The 17330-nt window shown below is 60.6% G+C and carries 17 protein-coding genes; 8 read left to right on the top strand and 9 right to left on the bottom strand.

Going from position 1 to position 17330, the window contains the following annotated elements:
- Positions 1-135 precede the first annotated feature (135 nt).
- The 5 genes from P3T24_RS24145 to P3T24_RS24125 all read left to right on the top strand — a co-directional run bounded on the left by P3T24_RS24145 (position 136) and on the right by P3T24_RS24125 (position 6136).
- Positions 136-1671, top strand: coding sequence for a UxaA family hydrolase (locus P3T24_RS24145; protein WP_429409751.1), 1536 nt, complete (start codon positions 136-138; stop codon positions 1669-1671).
- Positions 1672-1784: 113 nt separating this feature from the next.
- Positions 1785-3077 (top strand): MFS transporter, encoded by a 1293-nt coding sequence (locus P3T24_RS24140; protein WP_429409750.1) that lies wholly within the window; start codon positions 1785-1787, stop codon positions 3075-3077.
- 459 nt (positions 3078-3536) lie between these two features.
- On the top strand, positions 3537-3941 hold the full coding sequence (locus P3T24_RS24135) for a cupin domain-containing protein (protein WP_429438502.1): 405 nt from the start codon (positions 3537-3539) through the stop codon (positions 3939-3941).
- Positions 3942-4036: 95 nt separating this feature from the next.
- A complete protein-coding gene (gene yqhD, locus P3T24_RS24130; RefSeq protein ID WP_429438499.1) occupies positions 4037-5191 on the top strand; it encodes an alcohol dehydrogenase in 1155 nt (384 codons plus the stop codon).
- 42 nt (positions 5192-5233) lie between these two features.
- The gene (locus tag P3T24_RS24125; RefSeq protein ID WP_074268066.1) at positions 5234-6136 is read left to right on the top strand and encodes an NAD(P)-dependent oxidoreductase; all 903 of its coding nucleotides are present in this window, start codon (positions 5234-5236) and stop codon (positions 6134-6136) included.
- 29 nt (positions 6137-6165) lie between these two features.
- Here the strand turns inward: P3T24_RS24125 and P3T24_RS24120 are convergent, their stop codons facing one another.
- On the bottom strand, positions 6166-6672 hold the full coding sequence (locus P3T24_RS24120; protein WP_429438496.1) for a hypothetical protein: 507 nt from the start codon (positions 6670-6672) through the stop codon (positions 6166-6168).
- 364 nt (positions 6673-7036) lie between these two features.
- Here P3T24_RS24120 and P3T24_RS24115 point away from each other — a divergent pair, with 364 nt between their 5' ends.
- Positions 7037-7981: a cupin gene (locus P3T24_RS24115; RefSeq protein WP_429438494.1), complete on the top strand. Its 945-nt coding sequence runs from the start codon at positions 7037-7039 to the stop codon at positions 7979-7981.
- On the opposite strand, the gene P3T24_RS24110 is transcribed toward P3T24_RS24115, so the two are convergent.
- The 5 genes from P3T24_RS24110 to P3T24_RS24090 form a co-directional block, all read right to left on the bottom strand.
- Entirely contained in the window at positions 7978-8931 is a 954-nt protein-coding gene (locus P3T24_RS24110; protein WP_074269385.1) for a LysR family transcriptional regulator, read from the bottom strand. The two genes, P3T24_RS24115 and P3T24_RS24110, sit on opposite strands and share 4 nt — an antisense overlap.
- Positions 8932-9055: 124 nt before the next feature.
- Positions 9056-9178 carry an ankyrin repeat domain-containing protein gene (locus P3T24_RS24105; RefSeq protein WP_254369005.1) on the bottom strand — a complete coding sequence of 41 codons (123 nt, stop codon included), beginning with the start codon at positions 9176-9178 and terminating at the stop codon, positions 9056-9058.
- A 233-nt stretch (positions 9179-9411) separates the two neighbouring features.
- Positions 9412-10677 (bottom strand): MFS transporter, encoded by a 1266-nt coding sequence (locus P3T24_RS24100; protein WP_429438491.1) that lies wholly within the window; start codon positions 10675-10677, stop codon positions 9412-9414.
- A 237-nt stretch (positions 10678-10914) separates the two neighbouring features.
- Entirely contained in the window at positions 10915-12162 is a 1248-nt protein-coding gene (locus tag P3T24_RS24095; RefSeq protein WP_074269386.1) for an MFS transporter, read from the bottom strand.
- Between the two features lie 193 nt (positions 12163-12355).
- Positions 12356-13306, bottom strand: a complete 951-nt coding sequence (locus P3T24_RS24090) for an oxidoreductase (RefSeq protein ID WP_429438488.1) — start codon at positions 13304-13306, stop codon at positions 12356-12358.
- Positions 13307-13501: 195 nt separating this feature from the next.
- On the opposite strand from P3T24_RS24090, the gene P3T24_RS24085 reads away from it, so the two are divergent.
- On the top strand, positions 13502-13810 hold the full coding sequence (locus P3T24_RS24085; RefSeq protein WP_074268071.1) for a putative quinol monooxygenase: 309 nt from the start codon (positions 13502-13504) through the stop codon (positions 13808-13810).
- 19 nt (positions 13811-13829) lie between these two features.
- On the opposite strand, the gene P3T24_RS24080 is transcribed toward P3T24_RS24085, so the two are convergent.
- From P3T24_RS24080 to P3T24_RS24070, 3 genes are all read right to left on the bottom strand, one after another.
- The gene (locus P3T24_RS24080; protein ID WP_429438485.1) at positions 13830-14600 is read right to left on the bottom strand and encodes a c-type cytochrome; all 771 of its coding nucleotides are present in this window, start codon (positions 14598-14600) and stop codon (positions 13830-13832) included.
- Positions 14601-14727: 127 nt separating this feature from the next.
- Positions 14728-15456, bottom strand: a complete 729-nt coding sequence (locus P3T24_RS24075) for a ribonuclease activity regulator RraA (RefSeq protein WP_429438482.1) — start codon at positions 15454-15456, stop codon at positions 14728-14730.
- Positions 15457-15491: 35 nt separating this feature from the next.
- Entirely contained in the window at positions 15492-16277 is a 786-nt protein-coding gene (locus tag P3T24_RS24070) for an SDR family oxidoreductase (protein ID WP_429438479.1), read from the bottom strand.
- A gap of 136 nt (positions 16278-16413) precedes the next feature.
- Between P3T24_RS24070 and P3T24_RS24065 the strand changes: the two genes are divergently transcribed.
- Positions 16414-17295 carry a LysR family transcriptional regulator gene (locus tag P3T24_RS24065; RefSeq protein WP_429438477.1) on the top strand — a complete coding sequence of 294 codons (882 nt, stop codon included), beginning with the start codon at positions 16414-16416 and terminating at the stop codon, positions 17293-17295.
- Positions 17296-17330: the final 35 nt, after the last annotated feature.

Raw genomic sequence — 17330 nt, 5'->3', positions numbered from 1 at the left:
ATGCCTGATACCCAAGGATATCAAGCAGCGAAGCATCGTTCGTAGCGGCCCTTTAAAGAAAGCGATTACTTGTATCGCCCGTGTCCGGCCGCTGAGCGCAAATTTTTTAGAAGGCAGTGTCCGATGACTGAGGCGATGAGCAAAAACGTGAGCGGGCCAGTGATCCGCTTGCATCCCGCCGACAACGTGGTAATTGCGCGCATCGACGTGGCAATCGGTACGCCGGTTCCAGCCGAAGACTTTGTTTGCCGCAGCCAGGTGAGCGCGGGCTACAAGATCGCAGCGAAGCCCATCAAAAAAGGCGAGCCGGTTCGCAAATACAACGTGGTAATCGGTTTTGCCGCGATGGATATTGTGCCCGGCACGATGGTGCATAGCCATAACGTCGAGTTCCGCGAGTTCGACCGGGACTACGCATTCGGCGCGGACTATCAGCCCGTGGAGATGGTGCCCGAAGCGCAACGCGCCACGTTCCAGGGCATCGTGCGTGACAACGGCGAGGTTGCCACGCGCAACTACATCGGCGTGTTGTCGACAGTCAATTGCTCGGCGACGGTCGCACACCGGATCGCCGAATGGTTCACGCCGGAACGGCTGGCGGACTACCCCAATGTCGACGGCGTGGTCGCGTTCACTCACTCGATCGGCTGCGGCATGGAGATGAGCGGCGAGCCGATGGCGTTGCTGCGTCGAACGATGGCGGGTTACGCGCGGCATCCCAATCTCGCCGCGGCGTTGATCGTCGGGCTGGGATGCGAGCGCAATCAGCTGGCCGGACTGATGGATCAGGAAGAGCTGAAGGTTGATTCGCGGCTGCACACCTTCATCATGCAGGAGAATGGCGGCACCCGCCGGACCATCGAGGCCGGCGTGGCTGCGGTCCAGGCCCTGCTGCCCGACGCGAATCGCGTGAAGCGCACGACGGTTCCCGCGAGCCACCTGAAGATCGGCCTGCAATGCGGCGGCTCGGACGGCTTTTCGTCGATCACGGCCAATCCTTCGCTGGGCGCAGCGATGGACCTGCTGGTCCGTCATGGCGGCACGGCCATCCTCTCCGAAACACCTGAAATCTACGGCGTGGAACATACGCTCACGCGGCGCGCGGTCAGCCGCGAAGTGGGCGAAAAGCTGGTTGCGCGGATCCGTTGGTGGAAAGACGAGTATTCGGTCGGTCGAGACGTTCAGATCAACGGCCAGGTCAGCCCTGGCAATCAGGTGGGCGGACTCGCGAACATCTTCGAAAAGTCGATTGGATCCGCGATGAAAGGCGGCACTGGCCCGCTGATGGAAGTGTATCGATACGCCGAGCGGGTGAAGCAGGCTGGACTCGTTTTCATGGACACACCTGGTTTCGACCCCGTCTCGGCGACGGGTCAGATTGCTGGCGGCGCGAATCTGATTGCCTTCACTACAGGCCGCGGTTCGATGTTCGGCGCCAAGCCCGTGCCCTCGCTGAAGCTCGCCACCAACACGCCGATGTACGACCGTCTCACCGAAGACATGGATCTGAACTGCGGCGGGATTCTGGATGGTGTTGCGTCGATTCGCAGCACGGGCCAGAAAATCTTGGACGCGATTCTTGCCGCCGCGTCGGGCGAGCGAACAAAGAGCGAAATGCTCGGGCTAGGCGACCACGAATTCGTGCCGTGGCAGATCGGCATCATGAGTTGAGTTTTTCAATCGGCTTCCTGCCAGGCCTGCCAACAAGTCGTACCTCCATGGCATTCGTTAGAAGTGCCAGATAACAAAATCCGTCACCCCGACTTATACGGAATAGAGACAACATGAAGACTGGGAAGTATCGCTACGTTGTCGCCTTGCTGCTGTTTATTGCGGGTGCGATCAATTACATGGACCGCGCCGCGCTTGGTGTGGTCGCACCTATCATCAACAAGCAGCTGGGCCTTTCTCCGTCGCAACTCGGCGTGGTGTTCAGCAGTTTCTTCTTCGGCTATTCCATCTTTGCATTTGTCGGCGGTCAACTCGCCGACAAGTACGGACCGCGCCGCGTTTTCTCCTGGGCGATGGGGACGTGGTCGATTCTCTGCGGATTGACCGCAGCCGCGACCGGCTTCGGCACGCTGCTCATTTCCCGGGCGCTGTTCGGCTTCGGCGAAGGTCCAATGAATTCGACGACCAACCGGACCATCACCAACTGGTTTCCCCGGCATGAGACCGCAACCATGGTCGGCTTTACGTTTTCGGGCCAGACGGTAGGCAGTGCGATCGCCGGGCCGGTGGTCGGGCTGATTGCCATCGCTTACGGTTGGCGTACGTCGTTTGTGATCATCGCGGCGCTCGGGCTGACGTGGATCGTCGCATGGCGCATATTCGCGACCGACAAGCCGGCGCAAAGCGCGCGGGTTGGCGCGGCCGAACGCGAGATGGTCGAAGCGAGCCGCGGCGCGGCGCATCCGGCAGAGGGCGGAGACGAAAGCACGCCGTTGCGCAGCTACCTGTTTCGTCCGAGCACGCTCGCACTTGGCGTCGGCCTGTTCGCGGTGAACTACACGCTGTTCGTGTTCATCTCGTGGATGCCGAGCTATTTCACCAACGCGCTGCATCTGGACATGAAGCACATGAGTATCCTGAGCGCGGTGCCGTGGGCATGCGGCGGGATCGGCTACTTTGGCGGCGGCCTGCTTGCCGATGCGTGTTTCAAGCGTATGAGCAACAAGCTGCTGGCGCGCAAGCTCTCGGCGACTGTGCCGCTCGCGCTGTCGGGTCTCGCTCTGCTCGGTGTTAGCGCGGTCGATTCCGTGATCCCCGCAGTACTGCTCGTAGCGTCCGCCGTGCTGTTCCTGACGGCTTCGTCGCAAGCGTGCTGGGCCACCATGCACGAGCTTGTGCCAGGCAGGCATCTGGGCGGCGTAAGCGGCTTTGTTCACCTGATGAGCAATATTTCGGGCATCGTCGGTCCGACCATGATGGGTCTGGCGGTCCAGTACTTCGGCGGTTACAGCAGCGGCTTCGTGCTCGGCGCGGCGGTCGATCTGGTCGGCGTGCTGGCAATGCTGCTGGTCATCGGCCGGCGAGGGGCGGCCACTGCGGAAGATACGCAGACGAAGGCTGCCTGAGCGGTCGTTGCCGCAGATCAACGGCGAGGCCTTACCGTATGTGAAGCAACACCGACTGGTGGCGAGTTGCTCGCGATCCCGTTGGTCTGGAATTCATGACGCCGCCTCAGCGCGCACTCGCGGCATGAACTAACGCATATCCGAGGCCCTGCCTCATTTCCGCAAATGTCATTTGCGAAGGCGGTCATTTTGCCGCTGCTCACCTCATGGCAAGATTTGAGTATCGATAATTGGTACAACGAATCTAAGAGGCGGGAACATCGTAATGGACGAGCAGGAAAGAGCGTTGGGCGGTCAGCGGGCCCGACATGCTCCATCGCGGCGCAGGATGATTGTCGGAAAGCGTCGGCGAAACTGGCTACCACAAGCCCAACGGACAGTTGACGCCGCAGGAAGCATGGTCATTTAGCGCAGGGGCTGTGGTGTGCCGCCTGTTTCTATCCTGTTCTGGAGTGCAAATTGTTTAAATTCTTTGACCTTCAAAAAATTATCAGCCAATTCCCTGACGAGGCAGATAGCACAATCGTCGACACCTATCTCACCGACGAACCATCCGCGAGCTCAAGACTTTTTCGTGTTTATTATCCGATCCCTCGCCATTACCACGAAACGTGCGAAGAGCATCTGTACCTCCTGACCGGGAAGGTCACCTTTGCGATCGAGGACGAGGCGCCTCGCGTCCTTACTGCGGGCCAGCTGGTCACCTTCGAGCGGAACACCGTACACGCAATAACGGAAATACTGGAGTCGCCAGCGGTCTTTTTTACAGTGGACGCTCCGCGTCGTGTACCGACCGATGTTGTGTATGTGAATCCCGATGACGCACATATTCGACCTTTTGTGACTCACCTGGAAGATATCTGAAAGTCAGCGCGTGACGAAGCCTGTTGCGCATGAAACTTGAGAGAGAACTCGGTCGAGCCGGCGAAAGCCGTATCAATGTAAGGAACAGAGATCCAATGCAAAATTTTACGTTTCATAACCCCACCCGCATTATTTTCGGCGAAGGCCAGATTGCTGCGCTTGATGCCCATGTACCGCGCGAAGCGCGCGTGCTGATCACTTGTGGCGGCGGCAGCATCAAGAGCAATGGTGTGCTCGCGCAAGTGCAGGCGGCGCTCGGGGAGCGTGCCTCGTTCGTATTCGAAGGTATCGAACCCAATCCCACTTACGAAACCTTGATGCAAGCGGTTGCTGTCGCACGCGAACGGAACATCGACTTTCTGCTGGCTGTCGGGGGCGGCTCCGTGATTGATGGCACCAAATTCATCGCAGCCGCGCTGAAGTTCAATGGCGAGCCGTGGGACATCCTGGCGAGGCAGGTCGAAGTGCATGAGGCGATGCCGTTCGGTAGTGTTCTGACGCTGCCCGCGACCGGCTCTGAAATGAACAATGGCGGTGTGATCAGCCACCGCGCGAAAGGCGACAAGTTGCCGTTTCGCAGTGAAGCGACGTATCCGGTATTTTCGGTGCTGGATCCGACGACGACCTATTCGCTGCCAGTCCGGCAAATCGCCAACGGTGTGGTCGACGCGTTCGTGCATATCGTCGAGCAATACCTGACCTATCCGGTCGATGCAAAGGTGCAGGATCGTTTTGCCGAGGGCTTGTTGCTCACGTTGACTGAAGTGGGTCCACAAGCACTGGCCGAGCCGAATAACTATGCCGTGCGCGCCAACCTGATGTGGACCGCGACGCTGGCGTTGAACGGCTTGATCGGGGCCGGTGTGCCGCAGGATTGGGCGACGCACATGCTCGGTCACGAGATTACCGCGCTGCATGGCCTCGATCATGCGCAAACGCTGGCAATCGTGCTTCCGGCGATGCTGACCGTGCGCAAGGAGCAGAAACGCGCGAAGTTGCTGCAGTATGCCGAGCGTGTATGGAACATCACCGAAGGCAGCGAGGAAGAACGCATCAGCGCGGCGATCACAGCGACCCGCGTGTTCTTCGAGAGAATGACCGTCGGTACCCGCCTGCGTGATTACAAGATTGGCGGCCAGACCGTCGCCAAGCTGATCGTGAAACTGGAAGAACACGGGATGACGGCGTTGGGCGAACGCGGCGATGTGACGCCCGAGGTCAGCCGTCGAGTCTATCAACTTGCGGTCTGAGCAGGCCCGTGTCCGTCTGGCGCATTACTTTGGAATGTCACTATGAAGATCGGATTTATTGGCCTTGGCTCCATGGGCGCCGCAATCGCAGCGAACCTCATCGAGTCAGGACATGAAGTACATGTTTTCAACCGTACCCCGGCACGCGCTGAACGGTTGCGCGAAGCGGGCGCAAGGGTTGCGGCCAGTCCCGCGGGTGCAGCACGGTCGGCCGACGTCGTGTTTACGATGGTGGCCGACGATGCTGCGCACACAGCCGTGACGTTCGGCGAAGCGGGTATCGCCACGACGCTGAAGCCGGGCGGGGTACACATCTCGATGAGCACGATCAGTGTCGCAACGGCGCAGGACCACGCAACGAAGTATCGCGAAGCAGGTCTGGGCTTCGTGTCGGCGCCCGTTTTTGGCCGACCCGACGCCGCCGCGGCACGCAAACTCTTTATCATGGCCGCGGGCGCCGACGAGCATCTCAAGGTCGCCGTTCCGCTTCTTGAAGGCCTTGGGCAGTCGGTCGGCATCGTCGGCTCGGATCCTTCTCAAGCGAACCTCGTCAAGCTGATCGGCAATTTCATGCTGTCCGTGATCATCGAAACGCTGGGCGAAGCGTGCGCGGTAGCGGGCAAGGCAGGCCTTGACCCGATGCATCTCGTTGAATTGCTGACCAGTGCAAATTTCAACGCAGCGCCGTACAAGATCTACGGCCCGCTGATTGCATCGCAGCGCTTCCAGCCGCCCGGCTTTGCGTTGCCTCTTGGTCAGAAAGACAACCGGCTGATGCTGGCGGCCGCCGAGTCGCTTGGGGTCCCCCTGCCGCTTGCCAGCCTCGTCCACGACCGATTCCTCACGTTACGGTCGCAAGGTCTCGGTGCGGAGAGCGACTGGTCCGCGGTCGCACTGTGCGCGTTGTCCGACGCGGGCTTGAACAAGCAGCAGCCCGGCGCGTGAGGCCGCCGGACAAGCCTGCGAAGCGCCGATCAGACCCGGCGCCATGCAGGCTTGTCCGGATCTGAAAGTTGCAGGTCAACCGGACCCATCCCGAACACCGCGACGACGACCGGCTTTTTCACATGCCGCGGCACGCCATCGTAGTGCGGCGTGCGCGCGGCACGTTTGACAAAGCCACCAGCCGGGACCGGCACCGCGTCTTGAGGTGCGAAATCAGGACCGCTGTTGACCCACCAGGTGCCTGACACTACGACCTGGATCCGATCGGTCGCGTACGAATGCGGTGCGCTGAACCAACCAGGATTCCATTTCATCATCACGAGATACAAGCCAGGTTTGTTGACATCGCCGTAGAGCGGCGCCATCTCGCCGCTGTGTGGCGGGCCGGCTGTCCAAGGCTTGAAAGTGATCTGTTCTCGCGGCAGTACGAATGTCTCATGGGCGTCGATCGGACTGGCATGCGCCATCTCAGGTGCGAATGCGCTGACCATGGACGTTAGCAGAATCAGGCGGCGGTTCAGGTCGATGGGTTCCATGAAGAGCTTTTCCTTGAGTAGCGATTTGTCGCGGAGGTCATGAGTGTCGCGGGACGAACAGGGCAAGCCGATTCGTCAACTCCGATAGATGACCAATCACATTAAAGGATCCCAAGCAGGGGATGAAGATCCCGATGCACAAAAGATCGTTTCTAAAAAAGGGGAAGTGCCGGCCCGCGATTGGGCTCCCCGTTTCTGCCGTGTACCGCGGACGCAGAACACACCCATTTGTGCAAAGGTGATATCGATGCGGGGCACTTCTGCCGCCAATGCTCCGCACCTATAGTCAGATCAGCTCTCGAACGCACGTCACATCGCTTCGATCGGACCTGCGCGAAGCTTCCCTCACTTTCAGGAGCAGACCATGTTGACCAGAACGCTCTCACCGGACTCTGTCGAAACCGCGACCGCGAACCAGGACGCCGAGTACTTCGAGTACACGTCATCAGCCAATCCGATCGGCGCGAAGCTCATCTCGCGCGTGCCATTCCGCAATTTTTCGCCTTCGCTGTACGCAGAGGGCGCCACTCGGATTGTGCCGCTCGACCTCTCCGCGGAACTGGGTTGCCCCAGCCCCGCGACCGGTCCAGGCTTGAGCGTTAATTTCCTGCGCATCAACGCAAGAGACGCATTGACGCTCGCCCCGAACGCCACGTCGCAGCTTTGCTATGTCATCAGCGGGGCCGGCAGCGTGACGCAGGGCGAGACCCGCTTCCCGTTCGCGCAAGGCGATTTCTTTACCCTGCCGGGCGGCGATGATGCTGTGCTGTCCGCCAACGCGACGGCCACGCTCTATTACGTCAACGACGCGCCGCTGCTCACCTATCTGGGTACGACCGGCGTCCAGGCGCGCTTTGCGCCGACGCTCTATCCGGCCGCCCAGGCGCAGGCAGAATTGCGCAAGGTCGCGGAAGAAGCCAATGCGGGGCGCCGCAACCGCATCAGCGTGCTGATGGGCAATGTCAACTTCCCGCAAACGCGAACGGTCACGCACGTGCTATGGGCCATGTTCGGCATAGTTCCACCCAACTCGATTCAGAAGCCGCACCGCCACCAGTCGATCGCACTTGACTTCATCGCTGGGGGCGCCCCGGGCGTCTATACGCTTGTGGGTACCGAACTGGACGAGAACGGCAATATCGTGGATCCGACCCGCGTCGATTGGGAAGCCGGGATGGCGTTCGTCACGCCGCCGGGATACTGGCATGCGCATTTCAATGAAACGAACGAAAACGCTTATGTGATTCCGATCCAGGATGCCGGCTTGCAGACCTGGCTGCGCACGCTCGACATCCGCTTTGCGCGTTAAGGCTGAAGCTCCAGTGCGAGTCCGTCGTCCCAGTACGGGGGCTCGCCGATCGCCTCTGCATAGAAGTCGACAAACGAGCGCACCTTCGACGAGACGATCTTCTTCGGCGGATAGACCGCCCAGATAGCCGGTTCGGCCTTGCCTGTGCGTGCTTCCCATTCGGGGAGGGCGTGGATCAGCCTCCCTTCGCGTACGGCTGTGCCCGCGAGCCAGGTCGGCAGGAGGGCGATACCGCATCCCGAAAGCGCGAGGTCGAGCACAGCCTCGGAGTCGTTTCCGCGCAACCGGCCTTTCAATCCGACGAGTGTCTGCTCCAGGGCAGCTTTGGGACTTCCCGTGCGGGTGAGAAACCACTTGTCAGCGGGTGGCAGCGACAGGCGGAGTGATTCGTGAGCCTCAAGATCAGCAGGGACGGACGGCATACCGTTTCGATCGAAATATTTCGGACTGCCGCAGACGATCCGCCGATGGGGTGCGAGACGTCTGGCCATTAATGAAGAATCGGACAAGACGCCGATGCGAATGGCTAAGTCAATCCCGGCATCGATCATGTTCAGGGTCTCGCCGGTCAGCACGAGGTCGAGGTCAATGTCCGGGTACCGGGTCATGAATGCTGGCAGGTGCGGCACGACATGCCGCCGCCCGAATGCGGATGGCATCGTCACGCGCAGCAGGCCCTGCGGCGTGCTATTCAAGGACGACGTGGCCTGCCGGGCGTCGTCGAGTGCTTCGAGTGCCAGGATCGCGCGCTCACGAAATACCCTGCCGCCCTCTGTCAGCACCAGACCCCGTGTCGAGCGATTGAAGAGGGCGATGCCGAGATCCTTTTCGAGGTCGCTCACATACCGCGAGATGGTCGAGGTCTTGACCGTCATTTCACGCGCAGCTTTGCTGAAGCTCTGCAGTTCCGCCGCACGGACGAAAGCGTGTACCGCTGAAAAATAGTCCATTTTTTGGGGTGCAAATCGAACTTGCTGGAACAGGCCCGGTTCGCACGCCATTGCGTGGCTCAATGAAACGGGCATGGTCCGCTGGCACTGCGCCACGCGACGCGCTCCGGGACGGCAAGTGCGCTCATTGTATCGCGCCCGCCTGGCGTAGTGCGTCCGCTGCAGACGTGTTGTGTTGCGCGAGGGCCATTTGCAGCGCGGTCCCTCCGCGCGCATCGACGTGGTTGACGTTCGCACCGTGCGCCACGATTGTCGTAGGCGCTGAGAATGAGCGCCGTGTAGCCCTCAGCCGTCTTCGTTTCGAGGGGAAAATGGGCGTCGACCAACAACGCTAAGTAATCCTATGTGATTAGGACAATGAAACGATCGTGGCGAGAAGCGTGTGATGTCGGCTAAGTGGGCTGCGTGCCTGCTAGCGGCTTCACGGCTGACTGTGCTGCCCGGGGGTACGCGTTTTTATCGAACCGTCTGTTCTGGCGCTTAACGGTTGACCATCCGCTTGGGCAGCGTCAGGGCAAGCGCGCCCACTAAAAACATGCTGATCGCGAGTGAGATCACGGCCAGTAGCGTCGAATGGGTCGCGTCGATGATCCCGCCGATCAGGTACGGACTGACAAACCCGGCAAGATTGCCCACCGAATTGATCACTGCGATTCCTGAAGCGGCCGCGGCACCGGTCAGCATTGCGGTCGGCAGCACCCAGAACTGTGTCATGGTGACTAACACAGCTGCCGTCGCTACCGTAAGTGCGATTGTGGCGAGCATTGCCTCGTGCATGAATACGGCGCTTGCGATCCAGCCTAGCGTGCCTGCCAATGCCGGGATCGTGATATGCCAACGCCGTTCCTGGTGTGCATCGGAGTGGCGGCTCACGAGCAGCATGGCAACCACCGCAACGGCATAGGGCAGCGCCGTAAGCAGCCCCACACTGAGTGGATTGCTGACGCCGGTGTTCCTGATCAGCGTCGGCAAATAGAAACCCACACCGTATAGGCCCATCATGTTGAAAAAATACAGCATGCACATCAACCAGACACGCGGGTTGGTGAAACCGTCGCGCGTCCTGTGCGACCGTACGCCCTGGCGGTCGTCTGCCAGGTTGCGCGCAAGCAGCGCTTTTTCATTAGCGCTGAGCCAGCGTGCGCTCTCGACGTTGTTATCCAGAAAGAGAAGCACGACAATCCCCATCACCAGTGATGGAATTGCTTCTATCAGGAACAGCCACTGCCAGCCGGCCAGATTGTGTGCGCCGGAAACTGAATTCATGATCCAGCCGGACAGCGGAGCACCCACCACTCCAGCAATGGGAATTCCGGTGATGAATAGCGCGAGAATGTTTGCACGCCGGCGCGCCGGGTACCAGTACGTCAAATACAGGATCACGCCAGGGAACAGACCCGCTTCAGCGAGACCCAACACGAAGCGCAGCGCGTAGAACATCGTCGGCGTTTTGACGAACAGGGTCACTGCCGAGACGATGGACCACGTGATCATCACACGCGCAATCCAGAGTCGCGCCCCGACGCGATGCAACAGTATGTTGCTCGGCACCTCGAAAAGGAAATATCCGAGAAAGAAGATTCCGGCGCCCAGCCCATAAACCGTTTCGCTAAACTTCAGATCCGCGAGCATCTGGATCTTCGCAAAGCCGACGTTGACGCGGTCGAGATAGGCAACCACGTAGCACATGAACAGCAACGGTACGATACGCCGCGTCACCTTTTCGTATATCGAATCGTCATCCATGGCCGAAGATGCTGCGTCTGACGCGAGTATCCCGTTAGCCCGTACCATGCTGTTTCCTTGAACCGAGTAATGCCATTGACAGGTATAGATGCTCCGACCGAATTGCCAGGCATGCACCGCGCTAAAGCAAAGCAGAGTAGGGGTTGGCGAAGCATTGCGAAAGTTACCCGTTACGCAAAACAGTTGTGCGCAAAGGGGTTCGCGCCATTCAGATCAAGCTTGAACAGCGATGCGGGATCATTCAGGCGTCGCCTGACTTGCGATGCAATCGTTGCCGGCATCGGCGGTGCTTCGCCCAAAGCTTGCAAGCGCGGCCAGACCGAGCAGGGCGAGCGCACTGCCAAGCAGGAAATCGTCGGGGACACCGACCGAGTCAACGATGGTCCCACCCACCAGAGAACCCACCGCGATGGCGACCTGAATGATGCTGACAAATAGCGCCGAGCCCGCCTCCGGCAGATCGGGGGTCGCGCGCTGAATCCACACGCTGAAACAAAGCGGCAGCGCGCCGAATGAAATTCCCCAGGCGAGCACGTCAACCGTGATCGCCAGTTGCGAGTGCCTTAGCAAAGGCATCGACAAAAGTGCGAACATCAACAGCGACACCATGGTCGCGAGAGATGCCTTCAGACTTCGGTTGACCGTGCTCGAAACGATGAAGTTGGAGAAGAAGCCAATGATGCCGAACCCCAGCAGCAACCAGGTAATGGTCGACATGCTGAAACTGGCGTTATGCAGCAGAAACGGCGTGATGTAGGTATAAGAACAGAAGTGAGCGCCGAACACGAGCGCCACCATCAGCATGCTTCTACGCGGATAAGGGCGCCGTATCAGCGAGACCAGGTCGGCAAACCGCAGCGCCGCACTCGATGGCAAGGACGGTACCAGCAACAGTTGCGCGACGAACGCGACAGCAACCAGCACACCGGTGGCCATGAAGGAAAAGCGCCAGGATGAGAAGCCGGCGATCAACGTACCAAGAGGCACGCCAATCACCGTAGCGCACGTCACGCCGGTCAATATCATCGCGGTTGCCCTGGCCGCATCTTTGGGCTGTACGAGCCGCCCAGCAGCGGCAATCGCCAACGTCCAGAAGCCTCCCAATGCGGCCCCCAGCAGCGCGCGACCTATCAGCATGACGGCGAAATTGGGTGCGAAGGCCGATAACAGATTGGACGCCAGCAACAGTCCCGTTAGCAACAGGAAGACATGACGGCGGTCCATACGTCCCGCTCCCAGCATGAGCCCTGGCGCGGAGACAGCAGCAATGACACCAGGTACGGTGACCATCAGTCCAGCGGTGCCCGGCAGGACGTCCAGTTCTTTGGCGACGTGCGGCAATAAACCGACCGGCAGAAACTCCGTGGTGACGAAGGCAAATGCACCCAGCGCTACGGCCCCGACGGAAAGCCATTGGCGTAAAGACGACGAATCACCGTTCTCCGGCGCGGGCATGCCCGCCGGCAGATTGCTCTCTACCAACATAGTATTGTTTGTCCCTTGCGGACACTGATTGAAGTGATGCGGATTTGCGGTGCAAATCCAACGCATCATCGGGTTCTGATGAAAACGCCTGGCGTCAGGCGTCCGGGGTGCTGTCTTGAATGACGCACCACCATACCATTGCATTATTTCCCTTGCCGATGCGCTGCCAAAGGCATGACTTGGGGTAGGGGTACTAGAGGGTGAAGCGAGTGTGGGTGAGATCCTCGCACACCTGCCACAAGCGCGCGGCGTTGGCGGTATTGCCTGCCTGGGCGGCAACGTTCGCTTCGCCGACGCTGCTGCCGCGTGCCTCCAGCCATCCTTGCGGACCATAGTAGCCGCCGTCGCGGACATTGGCTGCAGTGGCCGCATAGAGAGTGGGCAGGGCGCCTGCATCATCGGTGTTGAACATGGCGCCGATGACAACCCCCAGGAGGTCTCGCGCCGCTCTCGAGATGGCGGAGCGATCGCCACCGCGAAACAGATTCGTCTTCGCGACGCCGGGATGAGCGGCGACTGACATCACGCGCGAGTTTGCTGCGCGCAAACGACGGTCGAGTTCAAAAGCAAACATCAGATCCGCGAGCTTGGACTGCCGGTAGGCTTGCATCGGCGAATACTGCCTCGTGGATTGCAGGTCGTTGAAGTCGATCTGGCCTTGTTTGTGTGCGATCGAAGCGATCGTGACCACACGCGGCCGGTCGGACGATCCGGTCGCGGCCTGTTCCAGCGCGGGCATCAGGAGCGCGGTCAACGCGAAGTGGCCAAGCACGTTGGTGCCAAACTGCAGCTCGAAACCGTCGGCGGTTTCGAGGCGCTTCGGCGGCGCCATGACGCCCGCGTTGTTGACGAGAATATGAAGCGGGCGTTGCGCGGCGAGTTCCTGCTGCGCGAACTGATGCACTGACGCGAGGCTGGCGAGATCGACAAGCGCCAGTTCGGCGTGCGCTCCGGGTGCGTCGGCGTTCAGACGGGCTAACGCATCCTCACCGCGCTGTTGGTCGCGGCATGCCAATATCACCTGCGCACCTTTGCGAGCCAGCATCAATGCTGCGTGGTAGCCGATCCCGCTGTTCGCTCCAGTGATGAGAATGCGTTTGCCGGCCTGCGATGCAATGTCGGCGGTGGTCCACGGTGTATTCATATCGATCCGCGCAGGGTAGTGGGACTCAACATTGAGACTACCACTAGTCGGAAATAAAAAAGTCCCGCGTAAGACGGGCGGGGCAAATCGATACCAAGGCACTCTGCAAGATGCACGTGTGCCGGCAAATCTCCCCAATCGCGGCTATGATTTGATGCGGCGATCGGCGCCGAAACCCTCCAGGAGACTACCCACATGATCCATGTCTTTGCTACGATCACCGCCCACCCCGGCCAGCGTGAAGCCGTGCTGGCACTCTTTAACGCGAACCGTCCGGCGGTGCTGGCGGAAGCGGGATGCATCAGTTACGAGGCGGTCGTCGACGTCCCCGACTTCGGCGGATTTCAGACACCGCTCGGCAACGACACGTTTGCTGTCGTCGAACGATGGGAAAGCGCGGAAGCGTTGAAGGCGCACGCGGCCGCGCCGCACATGGCCGAATATGCGGGCAAGACTCGCTCGCTGCTCGCGAGCCGCGTCATCAATGTGCTGCACGCGTATTGATTGCGCGATTGACCTGCGCTTAACGAGGCAGCGTCGACAGATACGCAGCTGCGGCTTCGATCTGCGCATCAGTCAAATGCGCCGCGACCGCAGTCATTGACCCAGGCTTGGCGGCGCCGCTCTTCGCGCGCGCCTGAAACTCATGCAAACGCGCGACTGTGAAACTCGCAGGCTGACCCGCAATGCTGGGAAAGCGCGCGCCATTGCCGGTTCCACCGGCTGCGTGGCAAGAGAAACAGGCGGCGAGGCCAGTGCCGCCACCCATTTGCGCGAGTTGCCGTCCAGCTTCCGCCTGCGCGGCTTGTGGAGGCTCCGCGGCATGCGCGAGCGGTGGCTTCTGTGTAGCAAAGTATTGGGCCAGGTCGTGCATGTCGCTGTCGGACAGATTGTGCGCGACGGCTTGCATGACCGGGCTTGCACGGGTGCCATCCTTGAACATCGCTAACGCGTGCGCCATGTAGTCGGCGTTCTGTCCTGCGAGTCTGGGGATTGCAGATGCCGGCGAGCCTTCTCCCGCGGTGCCGTGGCACGCGGCACATGTCGCTACGAGGCCGCTGTGGGGATCGGAAGCAGGCGAAGATGCTGCGAAGGCGCGTGAGGCACCGAGCAGATTCAGGCCTGCGACTAGCGTGATTGCAGCAAACGCGCGAACGGATACTGCAGATGTCTTGCGCGTTGAATCCGCATGCGGCGAGACGGCGTACGAAAGCACATTGACGATGCGACGGAGCGGGTGACCTTGCCGGTCATGCGGGCGGGCGGACCGCTTCGAGGGGGTGATGCACGGCATGGGATATCTTGCACTGGAGACGGGGGAGATTCATTATTTCCGAGGTCCCCAGCGCAGGTATAGTTGGATGTTTCGATTGCCTCTATTGAGGATTCCTATAGAGCGCCATTAATTGAATCTCAGCGTGTCACTGTCCGCTCGATCTGGCAATTTCCGCTTCGTAACGGGCCTTCGTTTCGGCGTTGGGCGGATAGAGGCCGGGTAGTGCGGCGCCGCTGTTGACCTCTTGCAGCACCCATTCCTCAAAGCGTTCCTTGCGCGCGGCGAGTTCGACCACTTCTTCGAGCAATGCCGCGGGAATCAGAACGGCGCCGTCGGTATCGGCCACCACGACGTCATTGGGAAATACCGCTACGCCGCCGCAAGCGACCGGGTCTTGCCAGCCGACAAAGGTCAGCGCGGCCACCGACGCGGGGGCCGCCGTGCCGCGACACCAGACCGGCAGACCAGTGTCGACCACGCCGACCACGTCGCGCACCACGCCATCCGTGATCAGCGCTGCGACCCCGCGCTTGTGCATCCGGGCGCACAGGATGTCGCCAAAGATTCCCGCATCCGTGACGCCCATTGCGTCGACCACGGTAATGCACCCCGCCGGCATCGCTTCAATGGCAGCACGCGTCGAAATCGGCGAGGCCCACGACGCGGGTGTCGCGAGGTCTTCGCGCGCCGGCACGAAACGCAGCGTGAACGCCCGTCCCACCTGGCGCTGCTGGTTGCCGGTCAGCGGTGCGGGACCGCGCATCCAGATCTTGCGTATGCCTTTTTCCAGCAGAACCGTCGACAGGGTCGCGGTGGTGATGCCGGCTAAGGCGCTGGCAATGTCGGGATGCAGAGGGAGTGTTTCGGTAGTCATGAAAAATTAATCCGTAATCAGGCTCGTGAGGCGGGTTAGATACTGGCGATCAGGCCGCCATCGACGCGAATCACCGAACCGGTGACGTAAGCGGCTTGCACGCTCGCGAGAAACGTCACTACCGCGGCATATTCGCGGGGATCGCCGTAACGTCCAACGGGGATCGTTGCGACGCTCTCGGCGCTCACTTCGTCGACGCTTCGGCCTTCGCGCTTCGCTTTCTGCTCGTCGAGGAAGGTGATGCGCGGCGTGGCGATACGGCCCGGCAGCACGATGTTCGTGGTGATGCCATCGCGGCCCACTTCGCGTGCCAGCGTCTTGGACCAGCCCACCAGCGACATGCGCAGCGCATTCGAAATACCAAGCCCGGCAATCGGCGCAACTACGCCGGACGAAGTACTGGTGATCACGCGCCCCCATTTGCGATGACGCATGCCTGGCAACACCTTGTCGGTGATCGCGATCACCGACAGCACCATCGATTCGAAGCTTTTGCTCCACAACTCCACAGACTGTCCGGCCGCCGGCGTGGGCGGCGGTCCGCCTGTGTTGTTGACGAGAATGTCGACACCGCCAAAGGTGTCGTCAATGGCCTGCATCCGGCTCTCGATGACACTCAGGTCGGACAGGTCCCATTGCAGGGGCAGTGCCGTGGCGCCTGCCGCCTCGATGTCCGCCACGGTTTGCGACAACGCGTCTGCATTGATATCGGCGACGGCGATACGGGCGCCTTCAGCGGCAAGCGCTCGCGCAATGCTGCTGCCCAATCCTCCTGCCGCGCCGAACACGAGCGCGGTCTTTCCAGCAATTCCCAGATCCAAAATTCGACTCCAAAAGAGGGGCAACGATGGAGCGGTCGGCTTGATAGCGGACGGCCCGATGCCGGGTTAGTATAGGCAACTAGAAGTTCGATATGAAACCGAGAATTTTTGACCTGAGCATGGAAAAGTTCGATACATGATTCGCTATCTCCGAACCTTCGTCGTTGCGGCGGAAACCGAATCGTTTTCGGCGGCCGGCAACCAGCTTGGCCTGACGCAATCGGCTGTCAGCACGCAGATCCGGCGCCTCGAGGAGGAGTTGGGCTATGCGCTGTTCGATCGCACGGGCAAGTCGGTCACGCTTAGCGATGAGGGCCGCGAAGTGCTCGAACAGGCGGCGCACATTCTTGAATCGTTCGAGGGCCTGAAGCAGAACCCGCGTAGTGCGGGAAGAGGGCCTGTCAGCCTGGGGGCGATCGCCACGGTTCAACACAGCTTCCTGCCGAAGGCGCTGCTGCGCTTCCGGCAGGAGCAACCGGTGGCGCAGATCAATATCATCCCCGGCACGTCGATCCAGTTGCTGACGCGGATCGACTCGCACGAACTGGATGTCGCGGTGATGGTCAAGCCCCGGCTTGGCTTGCCCGCTGACCTTAAGTGGCTTCCGTTGATACAGGAACGCTACGTGGGCGTGGCGCCAGAAGGTTCGCCGGACGACCTGGCCAAGCTCTTTCGCGAACGGCCCTTCATCCGCTATGACCGCCGTTCGCACGGCGGCCATCTGGTGGACCAGTTTCTGAAGCGTCAAGGTTTGTGGACTATGGACAGCATGGAAGTGGATGAACCGGCCGCAATCCTGAAGATGGTGAGCGAAGGATTGGGATGTTCGATCATTCCGGGCGAACTGGTCCCCGTGGCGCACACTGCGGGGATCATGGTGATTCCCCTGCCGGGCAGGCCGCTCGCGCGCGAGATCGGCATTCTCGTCAGGCTGGCGGCGATGAACCGGCAGCCGATCGCGGCGCTGATCGACAGCCTGGCTGCTGAAGCGCAGGCTATCGAGCGGGATCGGGGCTGATCACAGCGGGCGACGCGGCATCGGAGCAGCAAGGG

Source organism: Paraburkholderia sp. GAS33, assembly GCF_050436645.1.
Classification (GTDB): domain Bacteria; phylum Pseudomonadota; class Gammaproteobacteria; order Burkholderiales; family Burkholderiaceae; genus Paraburkholderia; species Paraburkholderia phenazinium_B.
The sequence above is the reverse complement of the archived record's forward strand: the minus strand, read 5'-3'. Positions and strand labels throughout refer to the sequence as shown.